At 37.2% G+C, this 21,450-nt stretch carries 20 protein-coding genes; 6 read left to right on the top strand and 14 right to left on the bottom strand.

Features of this window, described 5'->3' with window-relative positions; genetic code table 11:
* Nucleotides 1–6: 6 nt before the first annotated feature.
* From PKC55_RS03505 to PKC55_RS03470, 8 genes are all read right to left on the bottom strand, one after another.
* On the bottom strand, nucleotides 7–1,569 hold the full coding sequence (locus PKC55_RS03505) for an MBOAT family O-acyltransferase (RefSeq protein ID WP_291128264.1): 1,563 nt from the start codon (nucleotides 1,567–1,569) through the stop codon (nucleotides 7–9).
* Entirely contained in the window at nucleotides 1,559–3,004 is a 1,446-nt protein-coding gene (locus PKC55_RS03500) for a LysM peptidoglycan-binding domain-containing protein (RefSeq protein ID WP_324371888.1), read from the bottom strand. Before PKC55_RS03500 ends, PKC55_RS03505 begins: the two co-directional genes overlap by 11 nt.
* Nucleotides 3,001–4,422: a GDSL-type esterase/lipase family protein gene (locus tag PKC55_RS03495; RefSeq protein WP_291128258.1), complete on the bottom strand. Its 1,422-nt coding sequence runs from the start codon at nucleotides 4,420–4,422 to the stop codon at nucleotides 3,001–3,003. Before PKC55_RS03495 ends, PKC55_RS03500 begins: the two co-directional genes overlap by 4 nt.
* A 181-nt stretch (nucleotides 4,423–4,603) precedes the next feature.
* Nucleotides 4,604–5,092: a pyridoxamine 5'-phosphate oxidase family protein gene (locus PKC55_RS03490; RefSeq protein ID WP_324371886.1), complete on the bottom strand. Its 489-nt coding sequence runs from the start codon at nucleotides 5,090–5,092 to the stop codon at nucleotides 4,604–4,606.
* A gap of 13 nt (nucleotides 5,093–5,105) precedes the next feature.
* Nucleotides 5,106–5,501, bottom strand: a complete 396-nt coding sequence (locus PKC55_RS03485) for a hypothetical protein (protein WP_291130070.1) — start codon at nucleotides 5,499–5,501, stop codon at nucleotides 5,106–5,108.
* Nucleotides 5,502–5,517: 16 nt separating this feature from the next.
* Complete coding sequence (locus tag PKC55_RS03480) at nucleotides 5,518–6,447, bottom strand: DUF3316 domain-containing protein (protein ID WP_291130071.1); 930 nt, start codon at nucleotides 6,445–6,447, stop codon at nucleotides 5,518–5,520.
* Nucleotides 6,425–9,154: a DNA gyrase/topoisomerase IV subunit A gene (locus tag PKC55_RS03475; protein ID WP_291130073.1), complete on the bottom strand. Its 2,730-nt coding sequence runs from the start codon at nucleotides 9,152–9,154 to the stop codon at nucleotides 6,425–6,427. Before PKC55_RS03475 ends, PKC55_RS03480 begins: the two co-directional genes overlap by 23 nt.
* Before the next feature lie 258 nt (nucleotides 9,155–9,412).
* Nucleotides 9,413–10,195, bottom strand: a complete 783-nt coding sequence (locus tag PKC55_RS03470; protein ID WP_291130074.1) for a TIGR02757 family protein — start codon at nucleotides 10,193–10,195, stop codon at nucleotides 9,413–9,415.
* Nucleotides 10,196–10,429: 234 nt separating this feature from the next.
* On the opposite strand from PKC55_RS03470, the gene PKC55_RS03465 reads away from it, so the two are divergent.
* Entirely contained in the window at nucleotides 10,430–11,299 is an 870-nt protein-coding gene (locus PKC55_RS03465) for a mechanosensitive ion channel family protein (protein ID WP_283686471.1), read from the top strand.
* A gap of 130 nt (nucleotides 11,300–11,429) precedes the next feature.
* Nucleotides 11,430–13,130, top strand: a complete 1,701-nt coding sequence (locus tag PKC55_RS03460) for a tetratricopeptide repeat protein (protein ID WP_283686472.1) — start codon at nucleotides 11,430–11,432, stop codon at nucleotides 13,128–13,130.
* 70 nt (nucleotides 13,131–13,200) lie between these two features.
* Here PKC55_RS03460 and PKC55_RS03455 read toward each other — a convergent pair whose 3' ends face one another.
* Nucleotides 13,201–13,899, bottom strand: a complete 699-nt coding sequence (locus PKC55_RS03455; protein ID WP_283686473.1) for a carbonic anhydrase — start codon at nucleotides 13,897–13,899, stop codon at nucleotides 13,201–13,203.
* A gap of 198 nt (nucleotides 13,900–14,097) precedes the next feature.
* On the opposite strand from PKC55_RS03455, the gene PKC55_RS03450 reads away from it, so the two are divergent.
* Both PKC55_RS03450 and PKC55_RS03445 read left to right on the top strand, forming a co-directional pair.
* Complete coding sequence (locus PKC55_RS03450) at nucleotides 14,098–15,051, top strand: aldo/keto reductase (RefSeq protein WP_291130078.1); 954 nt, start codon at nucleotides 14,098–14,100, stop codon at nucleotides 15,049–15,051.
* A 74-nt stretch (nucleotides 15,052–15,125) separates the two neighbouring features.
* A complete protein-coding gene (locus PKC55_RS03445) occupies nucleotides 15,126–15,893 on the top strand; it encodes a M15 family metallopeptidase (RefSeq protein WP_291130080.1) in 768 nt (255 codons plus the stop codon).
* Nucleotides 15,894–15,984: 91 nt separating this feature from the next.
* On the opposite strand, the gene aspS is transcribed toward PKC55_RS03445, so the two are convergent.
* The 4 genes from aspS to PKC55_RS03425 form a co-directional block, all read right to left on the bottom strand.
* Nucleotides 15,985–17,739: an aspartate--tRNA ligase gene (gene aspS / locus PKC55_RS03440; protein WP_324371878.1), complete on the bottom strand. Its 1,755-nt coding sequence runs from the start codon at nucleotides 17,737–17,739 to the stop codon at nucleotides 15,985–15,987.
* Between the two features lie 19 nt (nucleotides 17,740–17,758).
* Nucleotides 17,759–18,049 carry a putative quinol monooxygenase gene (locus PKC55_RS03435; RefSeq protein ID WP_291130086.1) on the bottom strand — a complete coding sequence of 97 codons (291 nt, stop codon included), beginning with the start codon at nucleotides 18,047–18,049 and terminating at the stop codon, nucleotides 17,759–17,761.
* 254 nt (nucleotides 18,050–18,303) lie between these two features.
* Nucleotides 18,304–18,717 (bottom strand): putative quinol monooxygenase, encoded by a 414-nt coding sequence (locus tag PKC55_RS03430; RefSeq protein WP_291130089.1) that lies wholly within the window; start codon nucleotides 18,715–18,717, stop codon nucleotides 18,304–18,306.
* Between the two features lie 74 nt (nucleotides 18,718–18,791).
* Nucleotides 18,792–19,298, bottom strand: a complete 507-nt coding sequence (locus tag PKC55_RS03425) for a hypothetical protein (RefSeq protein WP_291030320.1) — start codon at nucleotides 19,296–19,298, stop codon at nucleotides 18,792–18,794.
* Between the two features lie 368 nt (nucleotides 19,299–19,666).
* Here PKC55_RS03425 and PKC55_RS03420 point away from each other — a divergent pair, with 368 nt between their 5' ends.
* A complete protein-coding gene (locus tag PKC55_RS03420; RefSeq protein ID WP_006842669.1) occupies nucleotides 19,667–20,257 on the top strand; it encodes a sigma-70 family RNA polymerase sigma factor in 591 nt (196 codons plus the stop codon).
* Nucleotides 20,258–20,393: 136 nt separating this feature from the next.
* Complete coding sequence (locus tag PKC55_RS03415) at nucleotides 20,394–20,768, top strand: DUF805 domain-containing protein (protein WP_291130092.1); 375 nt, start codon at nucleotides 20,394–20,396, stop codon at nucleotides 20,766–20,768.
* 165 nt (nucleotides 20,769–20,933) lie between these two features.
* Here the strand turns inward: PKC55_RS03415 and PKC55_RS03410 are convergent, their stop codons facing one another.
* Nucleotides 20,934–21,329, bottom strand: a complete 396-nt coding sequence (locus tag PKC55_RS03410) for a DUF1573 domain-containing protein (RefSeq protein ID WP_291130095.1) — start codon at nucleotides 21,327–21,329, stop codon at nucleotides 20,934–20,936.
* Nucleotides 21,330–21,450: the final 121 nt, after the last annotated feature.

Here is a 21,450-nt window from a genome sequence, read left to right as displayed (position 1 = left end):
ATATTTTTAGAATTGGAAATAAATAAATGGTTGTGGCCCGCTGGAGGCTGTTGCAAATATCATCCAAAAGATAAGACCTGCAAAAGCAGCTTTCCCGAATAACGGGATAGAGTCGAAGCCCGCTTTTATATTGTTAACCAATTTTTCGGGTAAGAAGTGCATAATATATCCTACAATCAGTAAGATAAATACATTTCTGTATCCTTCTATAATAACCAGCCATTCGTTCGGAGCAAATGTTAGTTTACCAATATTGGAAATAACGCTTCCAGCCAATTCGAAACTTCCGGCACGGAAGAATATCCAACAAAATGCTACGAAGTGAAAAGTTAGTAAGATACAGATTATGCGAGTGAAGCGGTTGTCAGGTATTTTTATAAATTGCTTAAAGAATCGCTCTATTGCCAGCATTGTTCCATGCAATCCGCCCCAAATAACAAATTTCCACGATGCACCATGCCATAATCCTCCTATCAGCATTGTCATGAATAGGTTGAAATAAGTTCTAATCTTGCCTTTACGATTACCTCCCATCGAAATATACAGATAGTCCCGCAACCAAGAGGATAGGGATATATGCCAGCGACGCCAGAATTCGGTGACTGATTGGGATTTATATGGCGTTAAAAAGTTAGGCGGTATCGTGAATCCCATCAACAGGGATAGTCCAATCGCAATATCTGAATAGCCCGAAAAGTCACAATATATTTGCAGCGTATATCCATATACAGCCATAAGGTTCTCGAATGCAGTATAGCTCATTGGTGAATCGAACACCCGATCAACAAAGTTGGTAGAGATATAATCTGATATAATCGCCTTCTTTATCAAACCGATAAGTATAAGGAATATAGCAGCACTTGCGTCTTCTTTGGTCAGATGCAGTTTATTCTTCATCTGTGGCAGAAAATCTTTCGCTCGTATAATAGGCCCAGCTACCAGTTTCGGAAAGAAAGTTATATAAAAGCAGAAATCCAAAAGGGAGTCGGCCGGTTTCATTTGCTTGCGATACAAATCTACAGCATAGCTTATCGCTTCGAATACAAAGAATGATATACCGATTGGTAATATAATATTATGTAATGCAAAGTTCCCATTGAAAATGGCATTTATATTATCGATAAGGAAATTCGTATACTTAAAGTATGCCAACATCAATAAGTTGCCGACAATAATAAGTGTCAATAAGAATTTTCGTGTTCCCGTTTTCTCAGATTCATGCATTTTTACAGCTAGCCAGTGTGTTGCTACAGCACAGATAACCAGTAGTACAAAATAGTTGAGCGGAAAATGAAATCCGAAAAGATTTATATCCATCGTATTTCCCCCTGCCAAATAGTAGAAGTAAAGAGAAAAAGCGATAAGGTATACTTTCCTGAAATGGTCGTGTTTCTTACTGGCTACATATACCATATAGAAGACAAGGAAGAACCCAAGAAAGAAGGCACTATTGAACAGGAGCGGTCGCGACGGGTCGTAAATAAAATATGGTGCTATATCGTTGATTACCTTTTCTAAAAAATCAGGTAAGTAGAAATCTCTTATACTTTCAAATATATTACTTATCATATTTGCTTTTATAATTATTGTAAGCGTTAAGAAAATCAGAAATAAATAATTGTCCCTGAGCTTCATACCCGCCGGTTGTGTAGTGTACTTTGTCGCGAGCTATCATCGATGCATAATCTCCTCTTGGTCTGATGGCAGAATCGCCACTCATGCGTGAGTATAAATCCCATACCGGTAGGTAATTAATCCCCATTAGAGCAACGCTATAGTCGGCAACAAATGTGTTTTGCCTGCCTTTTCGAAACATAGACGGAGGAGGGGTCATTACGAGTATAGTTGCATTTTTACAATATGCTTTTATATTGTTGATAAACTCATTCAGCTGAAAGATATACTCCGTGTCGCTCATTTTTCCGAAAGATTCATTTGTTCCAAAAGATAGGATGATAAGGTCGGGTTCGAGTATCGGTAGTTGTTTGAAAAATAGAGGATATTTAATGTAATCCGTCATTTTAGCGCCGTTTACACCTATTGTATGATATACAACTCCCGGCTCATTGTTTTCTATTACAAATCCGTTGAGGTTGTACATCGCCGTTTTACCATCGGGTACAAGGGTAATCCTGTTTATGGCGGAATCACTCGTATACGATGAGTAATATGGCTTGGATAACATATTCACAAATTTAAGATTCTCCGTATCCAAGTTGGTTTCCCTCGATCTAACCTGAACAGGCTTCGCTGTAGTTTTCGTTGGTATCTTAAGCGATTGGTTCAATCGGATTGTATTCGATTTCATTCCATTTGCTTTTTTTACCTGAGCAACTGTTACTCTGTATTTCCGGCTTATGGAAGACAATGTTTCTCCTTTTTTTACCTTGTGATATTTAATGCTTGTACCCGACGTTGAGCCTGTTGGCGCTGCTCCGGTTACTTCAAGAGGGTCGGCTGATATGCTCATTTTATAATGAGACTCTTTATCCGGATATATTACTTTAACATTGGTAAACTCATATCCTTCTTCTGTATATAGCTGCAATACGAAGTCGTTAGAAGAAGTATATAATGCAATTCCGCTAAGTCCTACGCCTACATCTGCTATCGGTAGTACATTCCTGAGGCTCTGCCAAGAGGCATTGCTGCTGTATCTTACATTTCGGGTTCCGTTTGTTTTTACCAGACTATAAGGAAAAGTAAAGCCATATCCTCCGTTTCCGAATTTGGACTGTAGTTCGCTTCTTATGGCATTCGTGAAAAAATCAGCTTGAATATGAGAGTCACCTATGTGGACAATATTAATCTTTCCTTTTTTGCTTTTCTCTAAGTTGTATAACTTATTGAAGATGGGATTTAATAATTCCTGATTCGCAAAAACATTATTCTTTATGTCCTTAACTCTTCTCGCATCTTTCGTTGAAGAATAGAAAAATGTAAGAGGGTAGAATAAGAATAATGTAAATAAACAGATTGTCCGTATTTTTTTCGAAAATATCATTTCTTAATCTCTGTTTCGGTCTTATGTTGTTTGTATTTCAGGTAGCCTTTATTAATCTCGTCGTAAAGCAATTTGGCTATCTTTTTCGAACCCGACGCATTAAAGTGGGTATAATCTTTATTTGCCAAATGATATTCATCGACCCATTTTACCATCGATCCATTGCCACCCATTAATTCATACAGGTTTATATAGCCCGATCCTGTTTTGCGTGCATAGTTCCTTTGTGCTTTTGCCAACGGAACTACTGCCGGATCTGTTTTCATTTCTTGTTCAATTTTGCTTGCCTTATCCGCTGTGGAAATAATCAGTATGTCAGCATTCGGGAAACATTGATGTAGGTTGTTTACAACCGTTGTCATGTTTTTTTCATACCAACTATAATTTAGAGTGCCATAGCCCAATACATTAGTTCCATATTGAAGAACAATGAGGTCGTACCCTAAAACTTTATCGAACGCATTCATTAGCGATGGATTGAGTATAGAAAGTGGAAGACCGGAGTTGCCACGCATGGAGAAATTGTCTACATGTACTCCTTGCCCGTCGTCGAAACTGAATCCATAAATAGGTATAGAGTCGGCATGAGCAAATGTAACCTGCAATGATTTTACACTTGAAGATGTAAGTGGCAGCGTATTGAGTAAATGTGAAGGGGTAAGCTTTTTGGTAGATACCGAGTCTTTGTCTGCACGAATCGTAATAGACGCATTTGCATTATTGGAACTACCATATAGAAGTATAGGATTATATAATGCAGTTGAATAGGGTTGAGCCTGAGCTTTATATTTTACCCAATAATTAGAGCCTGAACCACGTGTAAAGAATACCTGTCCATCTATCCCAAATGGTCTGGTTGGTTTCTTTACTTTTATAAAAGATTGTACAATCCATTCTTTTGAAACTTGGTGTGAGATAGATCCCCGTGAAGCAGCAGAAAGAGATGATATAGAAACAAAACCGACTCCGTGCCCTCCATAGTTTTTCTGGAATTCACTTCTGACGTCTTGTACAATATAATCGCCGTCGTTCATAGAATCGCCGAAATAGGCTATTCTTATTTTTCCTGACTTATTTGCTTCCAGCTGATGCAGCTTTTCATAAAATCGTTTTAGATTTTGATAACCATCTGCATTGAGCGAAGGGTTTATAGCTTCGTCTATTTCTTCGGGTTGGATGTTCAAACTGTCGGTTGTATTTGTGCTGTCAGCCTTGGCTATATGTGGAGAATCGTCAATAGCTGTAGTATCATTGATTGCATTCAGCATCAGGCTGTCTACAACAATATTTTCGGTTGTTATTTTATTCTCAGGGAATAAGCGGTTGGGAAGCAACTGTTTACAGAGTAAAAAGAAGCCTACGGATAAAACAATAAACAAGATTGCTTTTCCGAAGTAAGAATTATTAGATGAACTCACAATCAACAAATTAATAAGTTTTTATTGTTGCTACGATATATTTATAAAGTTGTGCAAAGCTAATCACTTTCTTTGAAAATCTATTTGAGAGAAAGTATAATTTAGCGATATTTTACTTTTCCCGATCTCCTCTATCTTGCTGCTATGAGGTACATATAGCTGAGCTTGGGTAAAAAGAAATTCAATGTGGACTATATTTTGCTTTGGCTGTTATGTGTTCTATTTCTATTTTGAATGTAGCTGTACGGCTCCACGATTTGTCTATGTATTTTTCTCCTATTTCTTCAAAGCCTTTTGAATATTTATTTACCAATAGCCTGAGAGCTTTTCGTTTTTCTTCATCAGATAGATTTATATCAGCTTTACCGTAGGATATAACACTTTCGTATAAGGTGGTGAATTGTTCCGCAATGGGTTTTGTTACACCTACTACACAAAATGATACCTTATTGTTTTGTTTTATCAGGTCTAGTTTCTGACCTTCGGGAGCACAATGAAAATAGAGAGTATTAGCTTCCTCATCATAAACATAACTGATTGGGATGCCATAGCCATATCCATTCTCGGATGTTCCTAAGCTAAGAAATCCGTATTCTGAAGTCTTTAATAGTTCGCTTATGCGAGCTTTATCTTCAAGTATTCTGTTTTGTCTTCTTACTTCTCTGAACATATTGGTTTAAATACTAATTGTTTAATCTTCTATTTATAGCTTTGTCTACCATATCGGAAATGAATACATGCCCAAAAACTCCCAGTCCGATTGTTGCTTCCTCATTATTCCAGAAAGCTTTTGTTGTAGAGAATAGGAAATAATTATTAACAGAGATATGATTATTCACCAATGGGTCTACACTGGGATGGCGGCCTACATATCCCGAACCCGAAGGGTCAGGTGGAAGCATAATGCTGTTTATTTTATGTCTAACGGCTTCTCTGTGTTTCTCTTCATCCGGATTTGTGATAAAGGCAATGAATAAGATGATAAAAAGAAGATACCTCTTTTTAAATAGATGTGATCCCTTTCTAGGTATCCTGTTCGGATCTTTATATCTTTTCTCTATTTCTTTTATATCTCTCATTTAAGCCTTTTACTGCTTATTGCCCATTCCAATAGTCGATACGGGCTTTTTCTTTTGGTTTCTTTACCCCTTCTATAGGGAATCCAATCACAAAGCTGTTTGTATACTGATGCGTTTGTATCTCATTTACTTTTGTCTGATACCATGAGCCCATATACCCCACTCTGATTGTATATTTGTTTATCGGGATATCCATTGATATGTAGTTGCGCAATGCTCGTTGATTGTGATAGGATGCGAAATTGACAAGTCCGACAGAGTTACCTAACGAAATCTCGTAGTACGATTGTCCGTATTTAGGAGAGAATAATATTCCCATAAACGGAGAATCTATTTGCCAGCGCACGGCACCCCATTTGAATTTATAAGATGCGGTAATAGACAGATTGAGATTGGAATATGCACGGGCAGAAGCCGGATTGTTTCCATTTCGTTCATTGTATAATACACCGCCATTTATATCCCATAGTCCTCCCAGTCCGAGGCGGAAGTTGTCAGTATTATACACCATGTAATGACCACCTATCCTATAGCTAAGAAGCGCCCAGTATTCCGATACGTTTTTTGCGGGATTATCTCCTTTCGAAAGATCCAGTTCGAATATCTGCTGTTTATAGAACTTATAATCAAACCACGTAGTACGGCGCATTTGCTCATACATCAAATGAATAGAGAAACCCTTGTACTCTAATGGCGATAGGTATGTATCGTACATGTTAGCAGAGCCGATAGAGACCGATAGGGCGTTGTTCGTCCTTAAAGGTATAGGAACCCCTAAAGAGGAATCATCGATAACTATCGTTCTCTTTTGAGGGGCATAACCTTCAATTTCTACTGAATCAAGAGCATGTGTTTTATCAACAAGGTTTTGAGCTTGTAAATTAATAAAAACGCATACACTCAGAAATAATAGAAATATATATTTATTCCTCCTCCTTATCATCATCTTTAAATAACGATTTCTGCCCTGTTATTTCATCCAAAATATCCGAGATAGGGCGATTGTCCACTTCATCATCATCATCGTCTATATGTACTTCAAATTTCTTTTCCTCTTCTTCTTCCGGTTCAGGAAAGCGGATAGGTTCAAGTTCTTTGATGTCGCCTATTTCGAATGTCGATAAACGCTTACCTTTAGCCTTGAAGCCTTTTACTGCAATAAATTCATCCGCATCTATTTCCAAGGCCTCACGATAACTGTCGCGCCCGCCAAAAGTGACAAGAATACGAGGATAAACAACGTCTGTAAGAATCTTCAGTTTCGAGTTCGGATTATCTCCAAGGAAATTCTGTTTTTTTGCAGAAGATTCGAATGTAAAGCGTTTCAGATACATAAATTGCTGGTCGGCATCAAACAGAACGGCTGTCCAATTTTTATTTACGTCGAATTTCTCGATACGGATGATTCCGGCTTCGTAGTGATTCGTTACATCGAAATTGGAGGTGTAAAATTCTCCATTGTCGTGTACAACCAATATTTGATCTTCGCTTTGGAATTCTCCAAGGAATTTGCCTCTGCCATCATAGTTTAGGCGCAACACATCCTGATCGAACCAAACTTTGCGTCCGCCAAGTGTTGATCCACCCTTTTGTTTCAGTGATATTTTATGTACTTCAGCTTTCGTTAAGATATTTCCCATAGACTGACGTCCTTTGATGACAATATCGCTAAAGTCTTTTTCGAATACAAGTATTTTTTGACGAGGTTTCGGCTTCAGTATTACTCGTATGGTTTCAGCTTCACCATTCGGGTTTGCGCTGAAATAGGTGATACGAGAACCGTCTTCTCCTTGTGTTACATCGTATTCTTTATCACGGGTTATTCCTGTTACGGCAAAGCGTTTAATATACGAAGGGCCATTCTTGCCGTGGCGATAGACCACGTTATAGATCGTGCGCTTGTCGTTCCGGCGGAAGACGTATAGATAAAGAATATTTTTACCGATAAACATCTTGTCGCTCACTTTTACAATCTTGTATTTACCGTCTTTGAAGAAGATAATTATATCGTCAATGTCGGAACAGTTGCAGACAAATTCATCTTTTTTCAGTGATGTGCCGATAAATCCTTCCTCGCGGTTGATATACAGTTTTTCGTTTGCTTCCACCACCTTTGTCGCTTCGATGGTATCAAAGCTGCGGATTTCTGTTTTGCGAGGAAAATCTTTTCCGTATTTTTCTTTCAACATTACAAACCATGAGATCGTATAGTCTACAATGTTTTCTATATTGTGCTTTATTTCTTCTATTTCGTCTTTATATCTGGCTATCAGCTCTTCTGCTTTGTCGGAATTGAACTTGAGAATACGTCCCATCTTGATTTCCATCAATTTGAGTATATCCTCACGTGTAATCTCACGGATAAACTGTTTTGCATACTTAGCTAATCTCTTATCGATATGCTCTACAGCCATATCCATATTGTCAGCATTCTCAAACTCTTTGTCTTTGTATATACGCTCCTCGATGAAAATCTTTTCCAGCGAAGAAAAGTGAAGGCTTTCTTCCAGTTCACTCTTTTGTATCTCCAGTTCTTGACGAAGCAGGCTTAACGTATTGTCTGTAGTATGACGGAGTATGTCGCTTACTGTAAGGAAATAAGGTTTATTATCTTCGATAACACAGCAGTTTGGCGAAATGCTTATTTCACAATCGGTGAAAGCGTATAGAGCATCTATTGTCTTATCGGAAGAGACGCCTGCTGCCAGATGTACCTGTATCTCTACATTCTGAGCGGTGATATCATCTACCTTGCGGATTTTAATTTTACCCTTATCGTTAGCTTTCAAGATCGATTCTACAACAGACGATGATGTACGACCGTAGGGAATGTCACTTATAACAAGCGTTTTGTTATCCAGTTTAGATATTTTAGCCCTAACCTTTACCGATCCGCCTCGCTCGCCATCGTTATACTTGCTGACGTCTATATAGCCCCCGGTTTGAAAATCGGGATAGAATGCAAATTTTTCTCCTTGAAGATGTGCTATGGCTGCATCGCAAAGATCATTGAAGTTGTGAGGAAGAATCTTAGACGAAAGTCCCACAGCAATACCTTCCGCACCCTGAGCTAGAAGTAGAGGAAACTTAACCGGTAGCGTAACAGGCTCTTTATTACGTCCATCGTATGATGGTTTCCATTCTGTGGTCTTGGGGTTGAAAATCACTTCCAAAGCAAACTTTGATAAGCGAGCTTCTATATAACGAGGAGCTGCAGCTCCGTCTCCTGTAAACACGTTTCCCCAGTTTCCCTGACAGTCTACCAATAAATCCTTTTGTCCCAGTTGCACCAATGCATCCCCTATAGAGGCGTCACCATGGGGGTGAAACTGCATAGTATGCCCGATGATATTAGCGACCTTGTTGTAGCGGCCGTCATCCATGCGCTTCATAGAGTGCATGATACGACGTTGCACCGGCTTGAAACCATCAGATATGTGAGGTACCGCACGTTCGAGTATTACGTACGATGCATAGTCGAGAAACCAGTTTTGGAACATACCCGAAAGATGTGTCTGATTGTCAGCCGTATCTTTTATCGGGACTTTATAGTCTGAATGGGATGCTGCATCAGCGTTCTCCAACTCATCATCCAATATTGGTTCGTCGTTATCTAAATTCTCTGGTTCGTCAATAATATCTTCAGGGAGCATATGTGTTTATTGGATTTAATAGCTACTAAAAAACTAGCTCAAAGATAGTTTTTTTTGCTTTGAATTCAAAATGAGAAAGGTGTTGTATATTGCAAATAAAAAAAATACAGAAATTTTATTTGTGTTTATTTATTTAGAATAAAATTGTCATATAATGAGGTCTTTGACATCTATAACAACTGAAATTTGAGAGCAGAAAGGTGACATGAAAAATATGTGTAAAATGTGTCACTTTTGTCACCTTTGTTACTTTTTATTCTAAGGGATAATACATTTTTCTTCAATAGAAATACCAAACAGAGCGAAGTCATATTTGGCAGGGTCGTTGATATCCAGTGTTTTTAGACTTTCTGTTAGTTCTAGCGCTGCCCTCCAATCGGGTTTGTCTCGTTCCAGCAGACCTAGCTTGCGGGCGGTACGTTCTACATGAAGATCGAGTGGGCAAATCAACTTGGATGGGCTGATTTGGTTCCATAACCCGAAATCGACCCCTTTGTTATCATCCCTTACCATCCATCGCAAGTACATATTCAGTCGTTTGCATGCTGATTTTTGAACGGGGGAGGGGATATGCTTTCGTGTACGGTGAGGTGCATCGGGATGAGAAAAGAAGTATGCCTGAAAGTGATTGAGGGCTGCCTCTACATTCATGTCGGAGGATGGGAAGAAAGCTTCCTCAAGGCTGTTGTATTGAGTGAAGTGTCTTTTCATAAAGTCGATACAGTATAGCAAGTCTGTATCGTTGAATGTTCTGTGTTTAAACTGTAGGAGTTTTTTTAAGTCTTCGTCACTATGTCCTTGTATGAAGTTGTATGGAGCGTTGTCCATTCTTTCTGACAACTCTTTACATTTATTGATAATGGTTTTGCGTTGCCCCCACGCAAAGATGGCAGCAAAGAAACCCATTATTTCTTTATCCTGTTTGCTTGTGAAGCTATGAGGAATGGAGATCGGATCGTTATCGATAAAAGTAGGGGTGTTGTACTGTTCTACTTTCTGGTCGAGGAAGTTTTTGAGATCAAATATATTTATACCTTTCACTTGTTAATCTATTTTGGTAGGACAAAGATATAAAAAACAAAAGAGCAGAAAGTCTTGCTCTTTGTCTGTTGCATGTTCGATAAATGCGAGATCATTTATCTACTCTTAGAAATGTACCATTCGAATCTGTAAAATTTGATTGTTAAAAATCTATTTTAATCCCGAATAAAATGACAATTGTATTGTATAAATATATAATTTTATGCTCGAATTATTGCACTTGTTATATAGTTTATGTTGTTAGATATATTTTCTACTGATAGTCTGTCTGTTGTGAATGCAGAAGCCACGGTTTCAACCCTCGATAAGTTGCTTGACTACCTGCTTGATGTTTCGGTGGCGCTAGGTACAAAAATTGTAGCTTCAATTATTGTATTTATTGTTGGCCGCTGGGTGATTGGGTGGATAAGAAAGTTTTTTGATAAGTTTCTACTTCGCCGACGGATAGAGGAAACAGTACGCTCGTTTTTGGATAGCCTGATCAATATTTCATTAAAGATTGTATTGTTTCTTTTTATAGTAAATATACTAGGCATTCAAACTACTTCTTTTGCTGCTATATTAGCTGCTGCCGGATTAGCCGTAGGTATGGCTATGAAAGATAATCTCTCTAATTTTGCAGGAGGTGTGATGCTGTTAATAAACAAACCGTTCAAAGTCGGAGATCGTATTGTTGCCCAAAGTACGGATGGTGTCGTTCAGTCTATTGGAATATTATATACTGTTTTGCTGACAGGCGATAATGTCACTATATTTATACCCAATGGCCCTTTATCTACCGGGAATATAACGAACTATTCAGCCCAGAAACAGAGGCGTATTGACCTCACGTTTAATATTAATTATGGAACAGATATTGACCTTGTAAAAAGTTTATTGCTATCAGTTATTAAAGAAAACAAATCAATAAACGATACCCCTACACCTTTTGTGGGTGTTACAGATGTTTCGAATGGCGTTATCAATGTAACAATACGGGTATGGGTGAATAGTGAGGATTATGGAAATACAAGTGTCTGTTTGAACGAGAATATATATAAGTCTTTCTCCGAAAAAGGGATCTATACCGCATCAACACTGAGTGTGAAAATGCTGAAAGATTAAAAAAAATTAAAAGTCTTAGGAATATTCAAAATAAGGTAATTGTATTTTATTTTCAGATGGAAATCAAGTAGCTTTGTGATACGAAGAATCGGAATTTAATAAATATATAAAACTAAATTACTTAAGTGTTATGAAAAGGCAGAAACTCATTCAATTCCTTTCGTTAGTAGCCTTTGTTGCTATCATAGCAACATCGTGCGGCAAAAAAACAATGCCTCCTTTGGCAAATTCTTTATTTACAACAAATCCTTCGCCGTTAGAATTGGTAGGGACTAAAGTTCCTGTTACAATAAACGGACGCTTTCCTGCTAAATGGTTCGAGAAAAGTACAACAGTTGTAGTTACACCGGTATTGAAGTATACAGGAGGTGAAACTCTTGGAACTCCTTATACATATCAGGGCGAAAAGGTAGCCGGAAACGGAATCGTAGTACCTTATGAAGCTGGTAGTGCTATAACAATGAAGTCTGAGTTTGATTATATTCCGGCAATGAAAAAATCGGAATTATTTTTACGCTTCGATTTTTACAGAGGCGGAAAACAAGTAGTTGGCTTTGGCGATGTAAAAATTGCTGATGGTGTAGTTGCAACTCAAGCGCTTGCAAATGCGGGCACTTCAGCTCCTGCTGTTGCTCCTGACGCTTTCCAACGCATAATCAAAGAAGCTTATGATGCTGATATAATGTTCTTGATCCAACGTGCAGAATTGCGTTCTAGCGAATTGAATTCTACAAACCTGAATGCATGGAAAGAATTGGTAAAAGAAGCAGATAGCAACGAGCGCAAGAAAGTAGATGTTGAAATTTCGGCATATGCATCTCCTGATGGAGGGTTCAAACTGAATGATCAGCTAGCTGAAAAACGTGAGAAGAATACAACAAACTATTTGACTAAAGAATTCAAGAAAAATAGTATTGATACTGAAATTAATGCTAAATATACAGCTCAAGACTGGGATGGATTCCAAAAATTAGTTCAAGCATCTAGCTTACAAGACAAAGATCTTGTTCTTAGAGTATTGTCTATGTATCCAGATCCAGAAACCAGAGAAAAAGAAATTAAGAATATCTCAGTTGTATACTCTGATCTAGCTGAAACTATTTTACCAAAACTTCGTCGTTCTCGCCTTTTGGCTAATGTAGAAATAATTGGTAAAACTGATGAGGAACTGAAAAATGTTGCAGTAAGCGGTAACCTTGGAGACCTTACAGTAGAAGAATTGTTATATGCTGCTAACTTGAATGGTGTATCTAAAGAGAAAGTATATACTTTCGTTACTCAAAAATTCCCTAACGACTATCGTGGATGGAATAACCTAGGTGCATACTATTATAAGAATGGACAAAACAGCAGAGCGGTTCAGGCTTTCAATAAGGCTGCTGAAGTTTCGTCTCGTGCAGCTGAAGCGAATATGAACTTAGCTTTAGTGTCATTGGCTGATGGAAATACTGCTAAAGCAGAGCAACTACTTGGTAATGCAGCAGGAGCTAACTCGTTAGGTGAAACAATGGGATTGATGTATATCCAAAAAGGAGAATATAACCGTGCAGTTCAATCGTTTGGTAACACTGTATCTAACAATGCTGCATTGGCTCAGATTTTGACTAAGAATTATAGCCGTGCTCAACAAATATTGGATGCAGTACCAACTAAAGATGCTACTACATATTATTTGGCTGCTATTGTAGCTGCAAGAACAAATAGTGCATCAGGTGTTGCCGGAAACTTGAAGTCTGCTATTCAGAATGGAGTTTCTCCAGCTGAGATAGCGAAAGATATCGAATTTGCTAAGTTCCTTACAAATCCAGATATTAAGAATATGTTATTCTAAAATAAAGCATATAATGAAAAAGCTCAGCCGCAAAGGCTGAGCTTTTTTATGATCAAAAACGAAGATTTTATTAAAGGTCTAAAAATTCAACCTCTCCTGATTCAATGTGGTAAATAGCTCCCACTATTTGAATCTTTCCCTCGTTATATTTTTCTGATAATATAGGTGTAGATTCTCTTAATTGCTTTACTCCATGTATAACATTTGCTTCGATAGCCTTTTGGTACTTATCCGAACCTTCTGTTTTGAAGACTTCGTTTTCTTCATCTTCACTGTTTAGCTTATTTACAATAGATTCTATATGACCTAATTTTTCAGCATGATCCGCATGCTGGTGATCCGGATTGTGCTTGATATCCATGAATGCTTTTACTGCACCACAACTGGTATGTCCTAAAACAACTATAAGCGTTGAGCCAAGATGTTCTGCAGCATACTCGATGCTTCCTTCTTCAAAGTCAGCCATAACATTACCGGCTGTACGGATTGAAAATAGATCGCCGAGTCCTTGGTCAAATATGATTTCAGGAGATACACGGGAATCGGAGCAGCTGACAATGACAGCAAAAGGCTGTTGCCCACTTTTGAGTTCGTCAACTCTAGCCATATCCTGATGTTGGTGTAATGGAGTACTTGATACAAAACGGAGGTTTCCTTCTTTAAGTAGAGCTAAAGGATTTTCATTTGCTTCTTGAGCATAAACAGAAACGGTAATCAAACAGAGTGTTACAGCTGTTAAAGTTAATTTTAGATAGTTTATAATTTTCATAAATGTTATGTATGTTAAAAAATCGGGTAAAAGTATATAAAGATTCGGCTCATAATTCTTTTCGATTATGGAAATATTAATGCTCCATTGTTAAATATTATGAATAGATAAGGGGTAAATAGTATCATCTAAAAATTTAATAAATACGAGAATCCTAAAAGAAAATAAACTATCTTTATTCAAAATAAAACGAAAACGATGAAATATAACTTTTGCGGAAACAGTGGGTTACAGCTTCCTGAAATCTCATTAGGACTGTGGCATAATTTCGGAGATGTAGATGATTTTGAAATGGCTACATCTATGATCTTACATGCCTTTGATAGTGGTATTACACATTTTGATTTAGCCAATAATTATGGTCCACCTCCCGGAAGTGCAGAGACTAACTTTGGAAAAGTGTTAGCTAAAGAGCTTAAAGGACACCGAGACGAGCTTATTATATCATCAAAAGCAGGTCACTTGATGTGGAATGGCCCTTATGGTGATGGCGGTTCGCGAAAATATATTATGGCAAGTATTGATCAGAGCCTGAAACGTACCGGTTTGGAGTATTTCGATATATTTTACTCTCATCGGTATGATCCTCAGACTCCGATAGAAGAAACGATGCAAGCCTTAGTCGATATTGTTCGCCAAGGGAAAGCTTTGTATGTAGGTGTATCAAAATATCCTCCGCAGCAGTTGATAAAGGCTTATGAAATATTGAAGTCACAGGATGTGCCTTGTTTGATTTATCAGGACAAGTATAGTATGCTTGTTCGCAATCCCGAAATTGAGCATATGGCTATTAATAAAGAATATGGAGTAGGGTTTATTGCATTTTCTCCATTAGCGCAAGGGTTGCTTACGAATAAGTATCTGCATGGTATTCCTGAAACTTCCCGAGCTCATAAAAGTCATGGCTTCTTACAGGAAAGTGAAATTACTCAGGATGTGATAAAACAGGTTTCTGCATTGAACGACTTGGCTCTACAGCGTGGTCAAACTTTAGCAGAAATGGCTTTAGCATGGCTGTTACATAACGAACAGGTTACATCTGTCATAATTGGAACAAGTTCTTTGAATCAGTTGAAAGATAATCTGAAGGCTAAAGATAATGCCAACTTTTCTGACGAAGAGTTGACCTTGATAGAGAAAATACTGAAGTAAAAAACATCCGTTTTTAATGATAAAAGAAGGATATATTATCATGATATATCCTTTTAAATTTTTATCTTTAGTATATGAAAAAGACAGTTATAGTCCTGCTCTTTCTCTTCATTGCCGGAATAAGCTTTTCTCAGAATAAAGATCAATATCCCATAGCTGTATATAAGCTTATGAAGGCTTATCCCGAGAGTATTGTGGCTTTTGATAATTCTAATATTGTCTTAAAAGACGGAAGAACTATCAAATATAACGAAGGAGGAACGAAGACTCACTCTGACCTGATGAACAGTAATGATCTAGGAGATATCTTTACATATCCTTACATCAAAGGAAAGGTTGAGAATATTTCTAAGAATTACGATCCGGGACGAATAAGAAATGAAGAGCTCTTAAAGTTAATGTATGGGTCTACTTCAGCGGAAGTGCAAGCTAATTTGGTTACCATCACTTGGTGTCCAACGCTTGTAAACCAGACTCTGAGAGTGACGAAGATAAATGGTGTTGCGAAGCAATTGCAGAAAGTATCGGACGAATTCGATAAGCATCCCGAGTTACGGGAATACCTGTATAGTTCGGGCGTATTTAACTGGCGAAAGATAAGAGGAACAAACAGGCTGAGCAGCCATAGCTTTGGTACTGCTATTGATCTGAATGTGAAATATTCCAATTATTGGCAATGGGACTGTCGTTGTAAATCAGAAGACGCAACTTTACAGTATAAAAACAGAATACCGCAACTTATAGTCGATATATTCGAGAAGTATGGATTTATTTGGGGAGGCAAGTGGTATCATTATGATACAATGCACTTTGAATATAGACCGGAGCTTCTTATCGACTGAGACTATCCAACCGATAACAACACGTGTTTTTAAAACGAGAAAGCGCTCTAACTTGATAGTTAGAGCGCTTTTGATTTATATAGGATATGTTTTATTCCTTTATTTCTACTTTCAAATTCAGCTCCTCAAGTTGAGCCGGATCAAGAGTTGCCGGAGCATCTATCATCATATCACGTCCTGAGTTATTCTTAGGGAATGCAATACAATCACGGATACTATCCAATCCTGCAAACAATGATACCAAACGATCTAAACCAAAAGCCAGACCGGCATGTGGAGGTGCTCCATATTTGAATGCATTCATCAGGAAGCCAAACTGTGCTTGAGCTTTTTCTTCAGTGAAGCCAAGTATATGGAACATCTTATTCTGTAGTTGACTGTTGAAAATACGAACGGATCCTCCTCCTACTTCTACACCGTTGATTACCATATCATAGGCATTGGCACGAACTACTCCCGGATCACTATCAAGTAAAGCTATATCTTCTTCTTTAGGACTTGTAAACGGATGGTGTTTTGCGAAATAACGTCCCAGCTCTTCATCTTTCTCTAACAGAGGGAAGTCGATTACCCATAGACAGTTAAACTGATTCTTGTCTCTTAGCCCAAGTTGATCTGCTACTTCTAGACGAAGTTCTCCTAGCTGTTTCTGTGCCTTTTCTGTTTCACCGCAGATAATTAGTATAAGGTCTCCTGGTTCTGCCTGACAGCGCTCTGCCCACTTCTTCAAATCCTCAGAGCTATAGAACTTATCTACAGAAGATTTTAATGAGCCATCCGCCTCATAGCGGGCATAGACAAGCCCTTTTGCTCCTATCTGCGGACGTTTTACATAGTCAGTCAGAGCATCAATCTGCTTACGGGTATATGAAGCTGCTCCTTTAGCGCAGATAGCTCCTACGTATTCAGATGAATCGAATACGACAAAATCTTTACCTTCTGTCAAGTCTTTTATTTCTACGAATTCCATACCAAAACGTGTATCCGGCTTATCAGAACCGTAATACTTCATGGCATGCGCATAAGTCATACGAGGAAAATCAGGAATATCAATTCCCTTTACAACTTTGAACAGATGCTTTGTTAATCCTTCAAACATATTTAGCACATCCTCCTGATTAACATACGACATCTCACAGTCGATCTGAGTAAATTCAGGTTGACGGTCTGCTCTCAAGTCTTCGTCACGGAAACATTTAACGATCTGGAAATATCGATCAAATCCCGAAACCATCAATAGCTGTTTGAATAATTGCGGCGATTGTGGAAGTGCATAAAATTCACCCGGATTCATACGAGATGGTACCACAAAGTCACGTGCTCCCTCAGGAGTAGAACCAATAAGAACAGGTGTTTCTACCTCAAGGAATTGACGTTCGTCTAAATAACGACGTGTTTCGAATGCTATTTTGTGACGAAGTTCAAGGTTTTTTCTTACCACATCGCGACGCAAATCGAGATATCTGTATTTCATTCTTAAATCATCGCCGCCATCAGTATTGTCTTCTATAGTAAATGGTGGTGTATCTGATGTATTTAATATTACAAGTTCGTTAACGATAATCTCAATATCGCCGGTAGACCTGTTGGGGTTCTTACTCGAACGCTCTTCTACTTTTCCTGTCACCTGCAATACGTATTCGCGACCTATTTTATTCGCTCGCTCGTACAAGTCGGCATTGATATCTTTACTGAATGACAATTGAGTAATACCGTAACGGTCGCGGAGGTCGATAAATGTCACTCCACCACCAAGCTTGCGAACAGCGTTTACCCATCCGGCTAACGTTACTTCTTTGTTAACATCTGCAAGAGTTAATTCTCCGCACGTATGATTCCTATACATATATATTATTTGATGATATTTAATACACTTTTTTGATTATATCTACAGACAGACTTTCCACTTTTCCTTCTATAGCTTTTACAAAAGCCTTGAAATGATCCGTATTATTGTGCTCATCTATTGCAGCCTGAGACTTCCAAACTTCTAGAATTGTATACTTTAAAGGACTCTTTACATCTTGATGCAAATCGTATGAGATATTCCCATCTTCTTTACGTGTGCCATCTACTACGTTTTGAAACACTTTTTCCAATTCTTCCTGAAATTCGGCTTTAACTACAATTACAGCAACAATCTTCAATTCTGTCATAGCTTTTATTCTTTTATAATCTTTAAGGTTACAAAAGTAACAAAAGTAACAGATATAAGTATATTTTCTGTTTGTTACTTTTCTTGTCTCGCTTTGTTTTTATGTGTTTTGAGACATCAAGTATTTACTCTATTCTTTCTGTATCACTTTTTGTCTGTCAGCTACCTATCTGTTATATCAAAGATCTTTATATTAGACAATCTTGTTATCTAAAAATACAAATCTAAGATATCTATAAAAGGAGGGGTAGGTGATTAATATACCAACTTTAAAATGCTTACTTCCGATTTTTCTATCATACCTTTCGAACCTTCTTTAAATGTTTTAAAGTGCTCGGTGTTATTATGATAATCTATAGCTGCTTGTGATTTCCATTCTTCAAGCATTACAAATTTTGTAGAGTCGCTAATATCTTGATGCAGATTATAACTGATACAGCCATCTTCTTCTTGGCTACCCTGAACCAATGTCTGAAAAATGGGTAGAATTTCTTTTATAGCCTCCGGTTTAACGGTCATTATTGCAACTATTTTGAGCTCATCTCCTGTTCTTTCGTCTTCCATATCCGATTTTATTACAATAGTATCGTCTTGTCCTGTCTGCGCCTTATGTGTACAGCCAGCTATTAGGATTAATCCTAATAATAAAGGAAATATAATTTTTTTCATAATCTGTTTTATATTTATAGTTCTGTTTTTATCTTTCAGAAATTTATACTTAAGCCTTTCCTTAGTTGAACTTCTTATTTAAGTTTCTTTCTTATTTCTTCTTCTAATTTACCTTTCTCTATTGATTTTTCTAACTTCTCCACGCTTCCATCTTTTTTCAGATATCCTCTGTTTTTTCGATAAAATGCTGCAACCGTTTCCAAAGCAGCTTTTGTACATAGGATATTATCTTTTGAGTAGTTGTTATCAAAAGAGTATCTAGTCCAACCCAGCATAAAAGGCATTAATAGTTCTGGATTAACTTTTATGAAATCTACAACTCGGCTATCTACTCCCACACTAACATTCGGTGTACCTGTAAGCCAGGCCATAAAAAAGGCATTTGCTTCTTGTCTCTTAATAGGCTCTTTTCCTAACGGCGTGTCTAGTAACCAGTCTATGGTCTCTTTTACTTGGGGTTCGTATGCCGTATAAGCGTCTTTACTTTCAAATTTATAATTCTTAGGAACTTCATATCCCTGAGCTAACAAACTTGTAGTTAAAACCGTAAATACTGCAAGGAATAACAGATGTCTTTTCATAATGATTAGTGTTTAATAGATTTCTATACAAATATATACAATGACGTTAATAGAAAATATTCGAAAGCTAAAAAACTTTCTTTTTTTCTTATAACATTCCAATTTATTGTTCGAATCTTATGCACTCTTAAGCGTCTTCTATTTTGGCATAGATAAAATAGTCTCATTCTTATTATCCTATCGATCAACATGACTACAAGAGACTGTATCTGATGTATCGCCTCCTTATTGTTAAATATTCTTTCTGTATTTGTAAGTTTGGTAAATTTATTCTTTATTTGCATCATTAACATAGTTTTATTTATAAACCTCAAAAAATCAACGCCTATAGAATAGACATTACTCTAAATTTTTAAATATAAGAGATAATGGAAACATTAATTACTATGACTGATGAACAATTGGTCTGTGATTATTCTAATGGCAACAATCTTGCTTTTGATATCCTGCTAGAACGTCATAAAAGAAGTGTATATAATTACATTTTTTTTACTGTGCGTAATAGGGAACTTGCAGAAGATATTTTCCAAGAAACATTTATAAAAGCAATCGTTACTATCAAGCAGGGACGTTATACCGAATCGGGTAAGTTTCGTGCATGGATTTCCCGGATAGCTCATAATTTGATTATTGACCATTTTCGTCAGGAGAAAAACGAAAATACGGTATCAAATGACGAGGCTCCGGTTGACTTATTAAATAACCCTACACTATGTGATGGCACTATTGAGGACGAACTGATCAAGGTGCAAATAACATCTGATATTAGAAAGTTAATATCTTTCTTGCCTGAAAATCAGCGCGAAGTTTTAGAAATGCGCTATTACCAAGATCTTAGTTTTAAAGAAATAGCAGACCAAACAGGGGTTAGCATCAATACGGCGTTGGGCCGTATGCGCTATGCCATCCTTAATATGCGCCGTATGGCAGAAGAAAATAACATTGTTCTTACAATGTAGCATTTTATTAAAGTAGTTTTTTTAGGTGAGAAAGGAAAAAGATGTGTTATAAATAACATTTCTTTTTCCTTTCATTTTCAGAATATTATATTATTTTTATCCCATATTTTTTTAATACTATAAAAACAATAAAATTATGGAATGGTATCTGAAAGTATTGAAGCAGTATGCTGACTTTAGTGGTAGGGCTAGGCGCACGGAATATTGGATGTTTTATCTTTTCAACTCTTTTATTCCGATAGGTTTGATGATTATTGGCGGCATATTATTCGCCATGAACGAATCTTCAATTCCTTTTATAATATGCATGGTACTGATTGGTTTATACAGTTTGGCCGTTTTTATACCAAGTTTAGCAGTTACGGTTAGAAGGTTGCATGATACAAATCATAGTGGCTGGATGTATTTTGTTTCACTTATACCTCTAATTGGTGGTATTTGGTTGTTAATCCTTCTTTGTACTGATGGCACCCATGGACAAAATCAATACGGACCCGACCCGAAAGAGTAATACGTAGATTCTATTTAAAGCTTCCGATGGTTATAAATAAAACCGTTGTGAAGTTAATAAGATACTAAAAACAAAACAGGAGAAAGACTAGTCTTTCTCCTGTTTTGTTTTTAATTGTTTTATAGGTTCTTAGCTGTTTATTATACTATTCCGGAACCTATTATTTTATTTGTTGCGAATAACTTCTCCTTTGATACGAACTTTGTAAACCGAATCAGGAACGTTTGTAAATACTGTAATTTCTTTAGTGAAAATTCCCGGACGGCCTGTTGTCGAATAAGTTACTTTTATTACCCCTGTTTTTCCAGGAAGAACCGGTTCTTTTGTGTAGTCTGGAGTTGTGCATCCGCATGTTGTTTGTACACGTTGAATTAGAAGAGGAGCAGTACCTGTGTTTTTAAACGTAAACTCGCAAGTAACAGTACCGGCACTTTCATCCACTTTTCCAAAGTCGTGTACATCTTTTGTAAAGACAGCCTTGGGAGCTTTATCTCCATTTTGAGCCATCATAAAGCTGGTAGATAATACCAAAGCCAATAGTATAAAACCAATCTTTTTCATATACCTAATTTTCTTTATTTTACTTTAAGTTATTAACTATGTAGTTAGGCATTAGCTATAACCGTCTTACAAAGTTAGTAATAAATATGACTATTTTTTAAGAATTTAGCAATATTTAGTA

It is taken from the genome of Dysgonomonas sp. (genome assembly GCF_035323175.1).
GTDB lineage: Bacteria > Bacteroidota > Bacteroidia > Bacteroidales > Dysgonomonadaceae > Dysgonomonas.
Note: the sequence above shows the minus strand (reverse complement) of the source record. Positions and strands in the feature narration are given on the sequence as shown.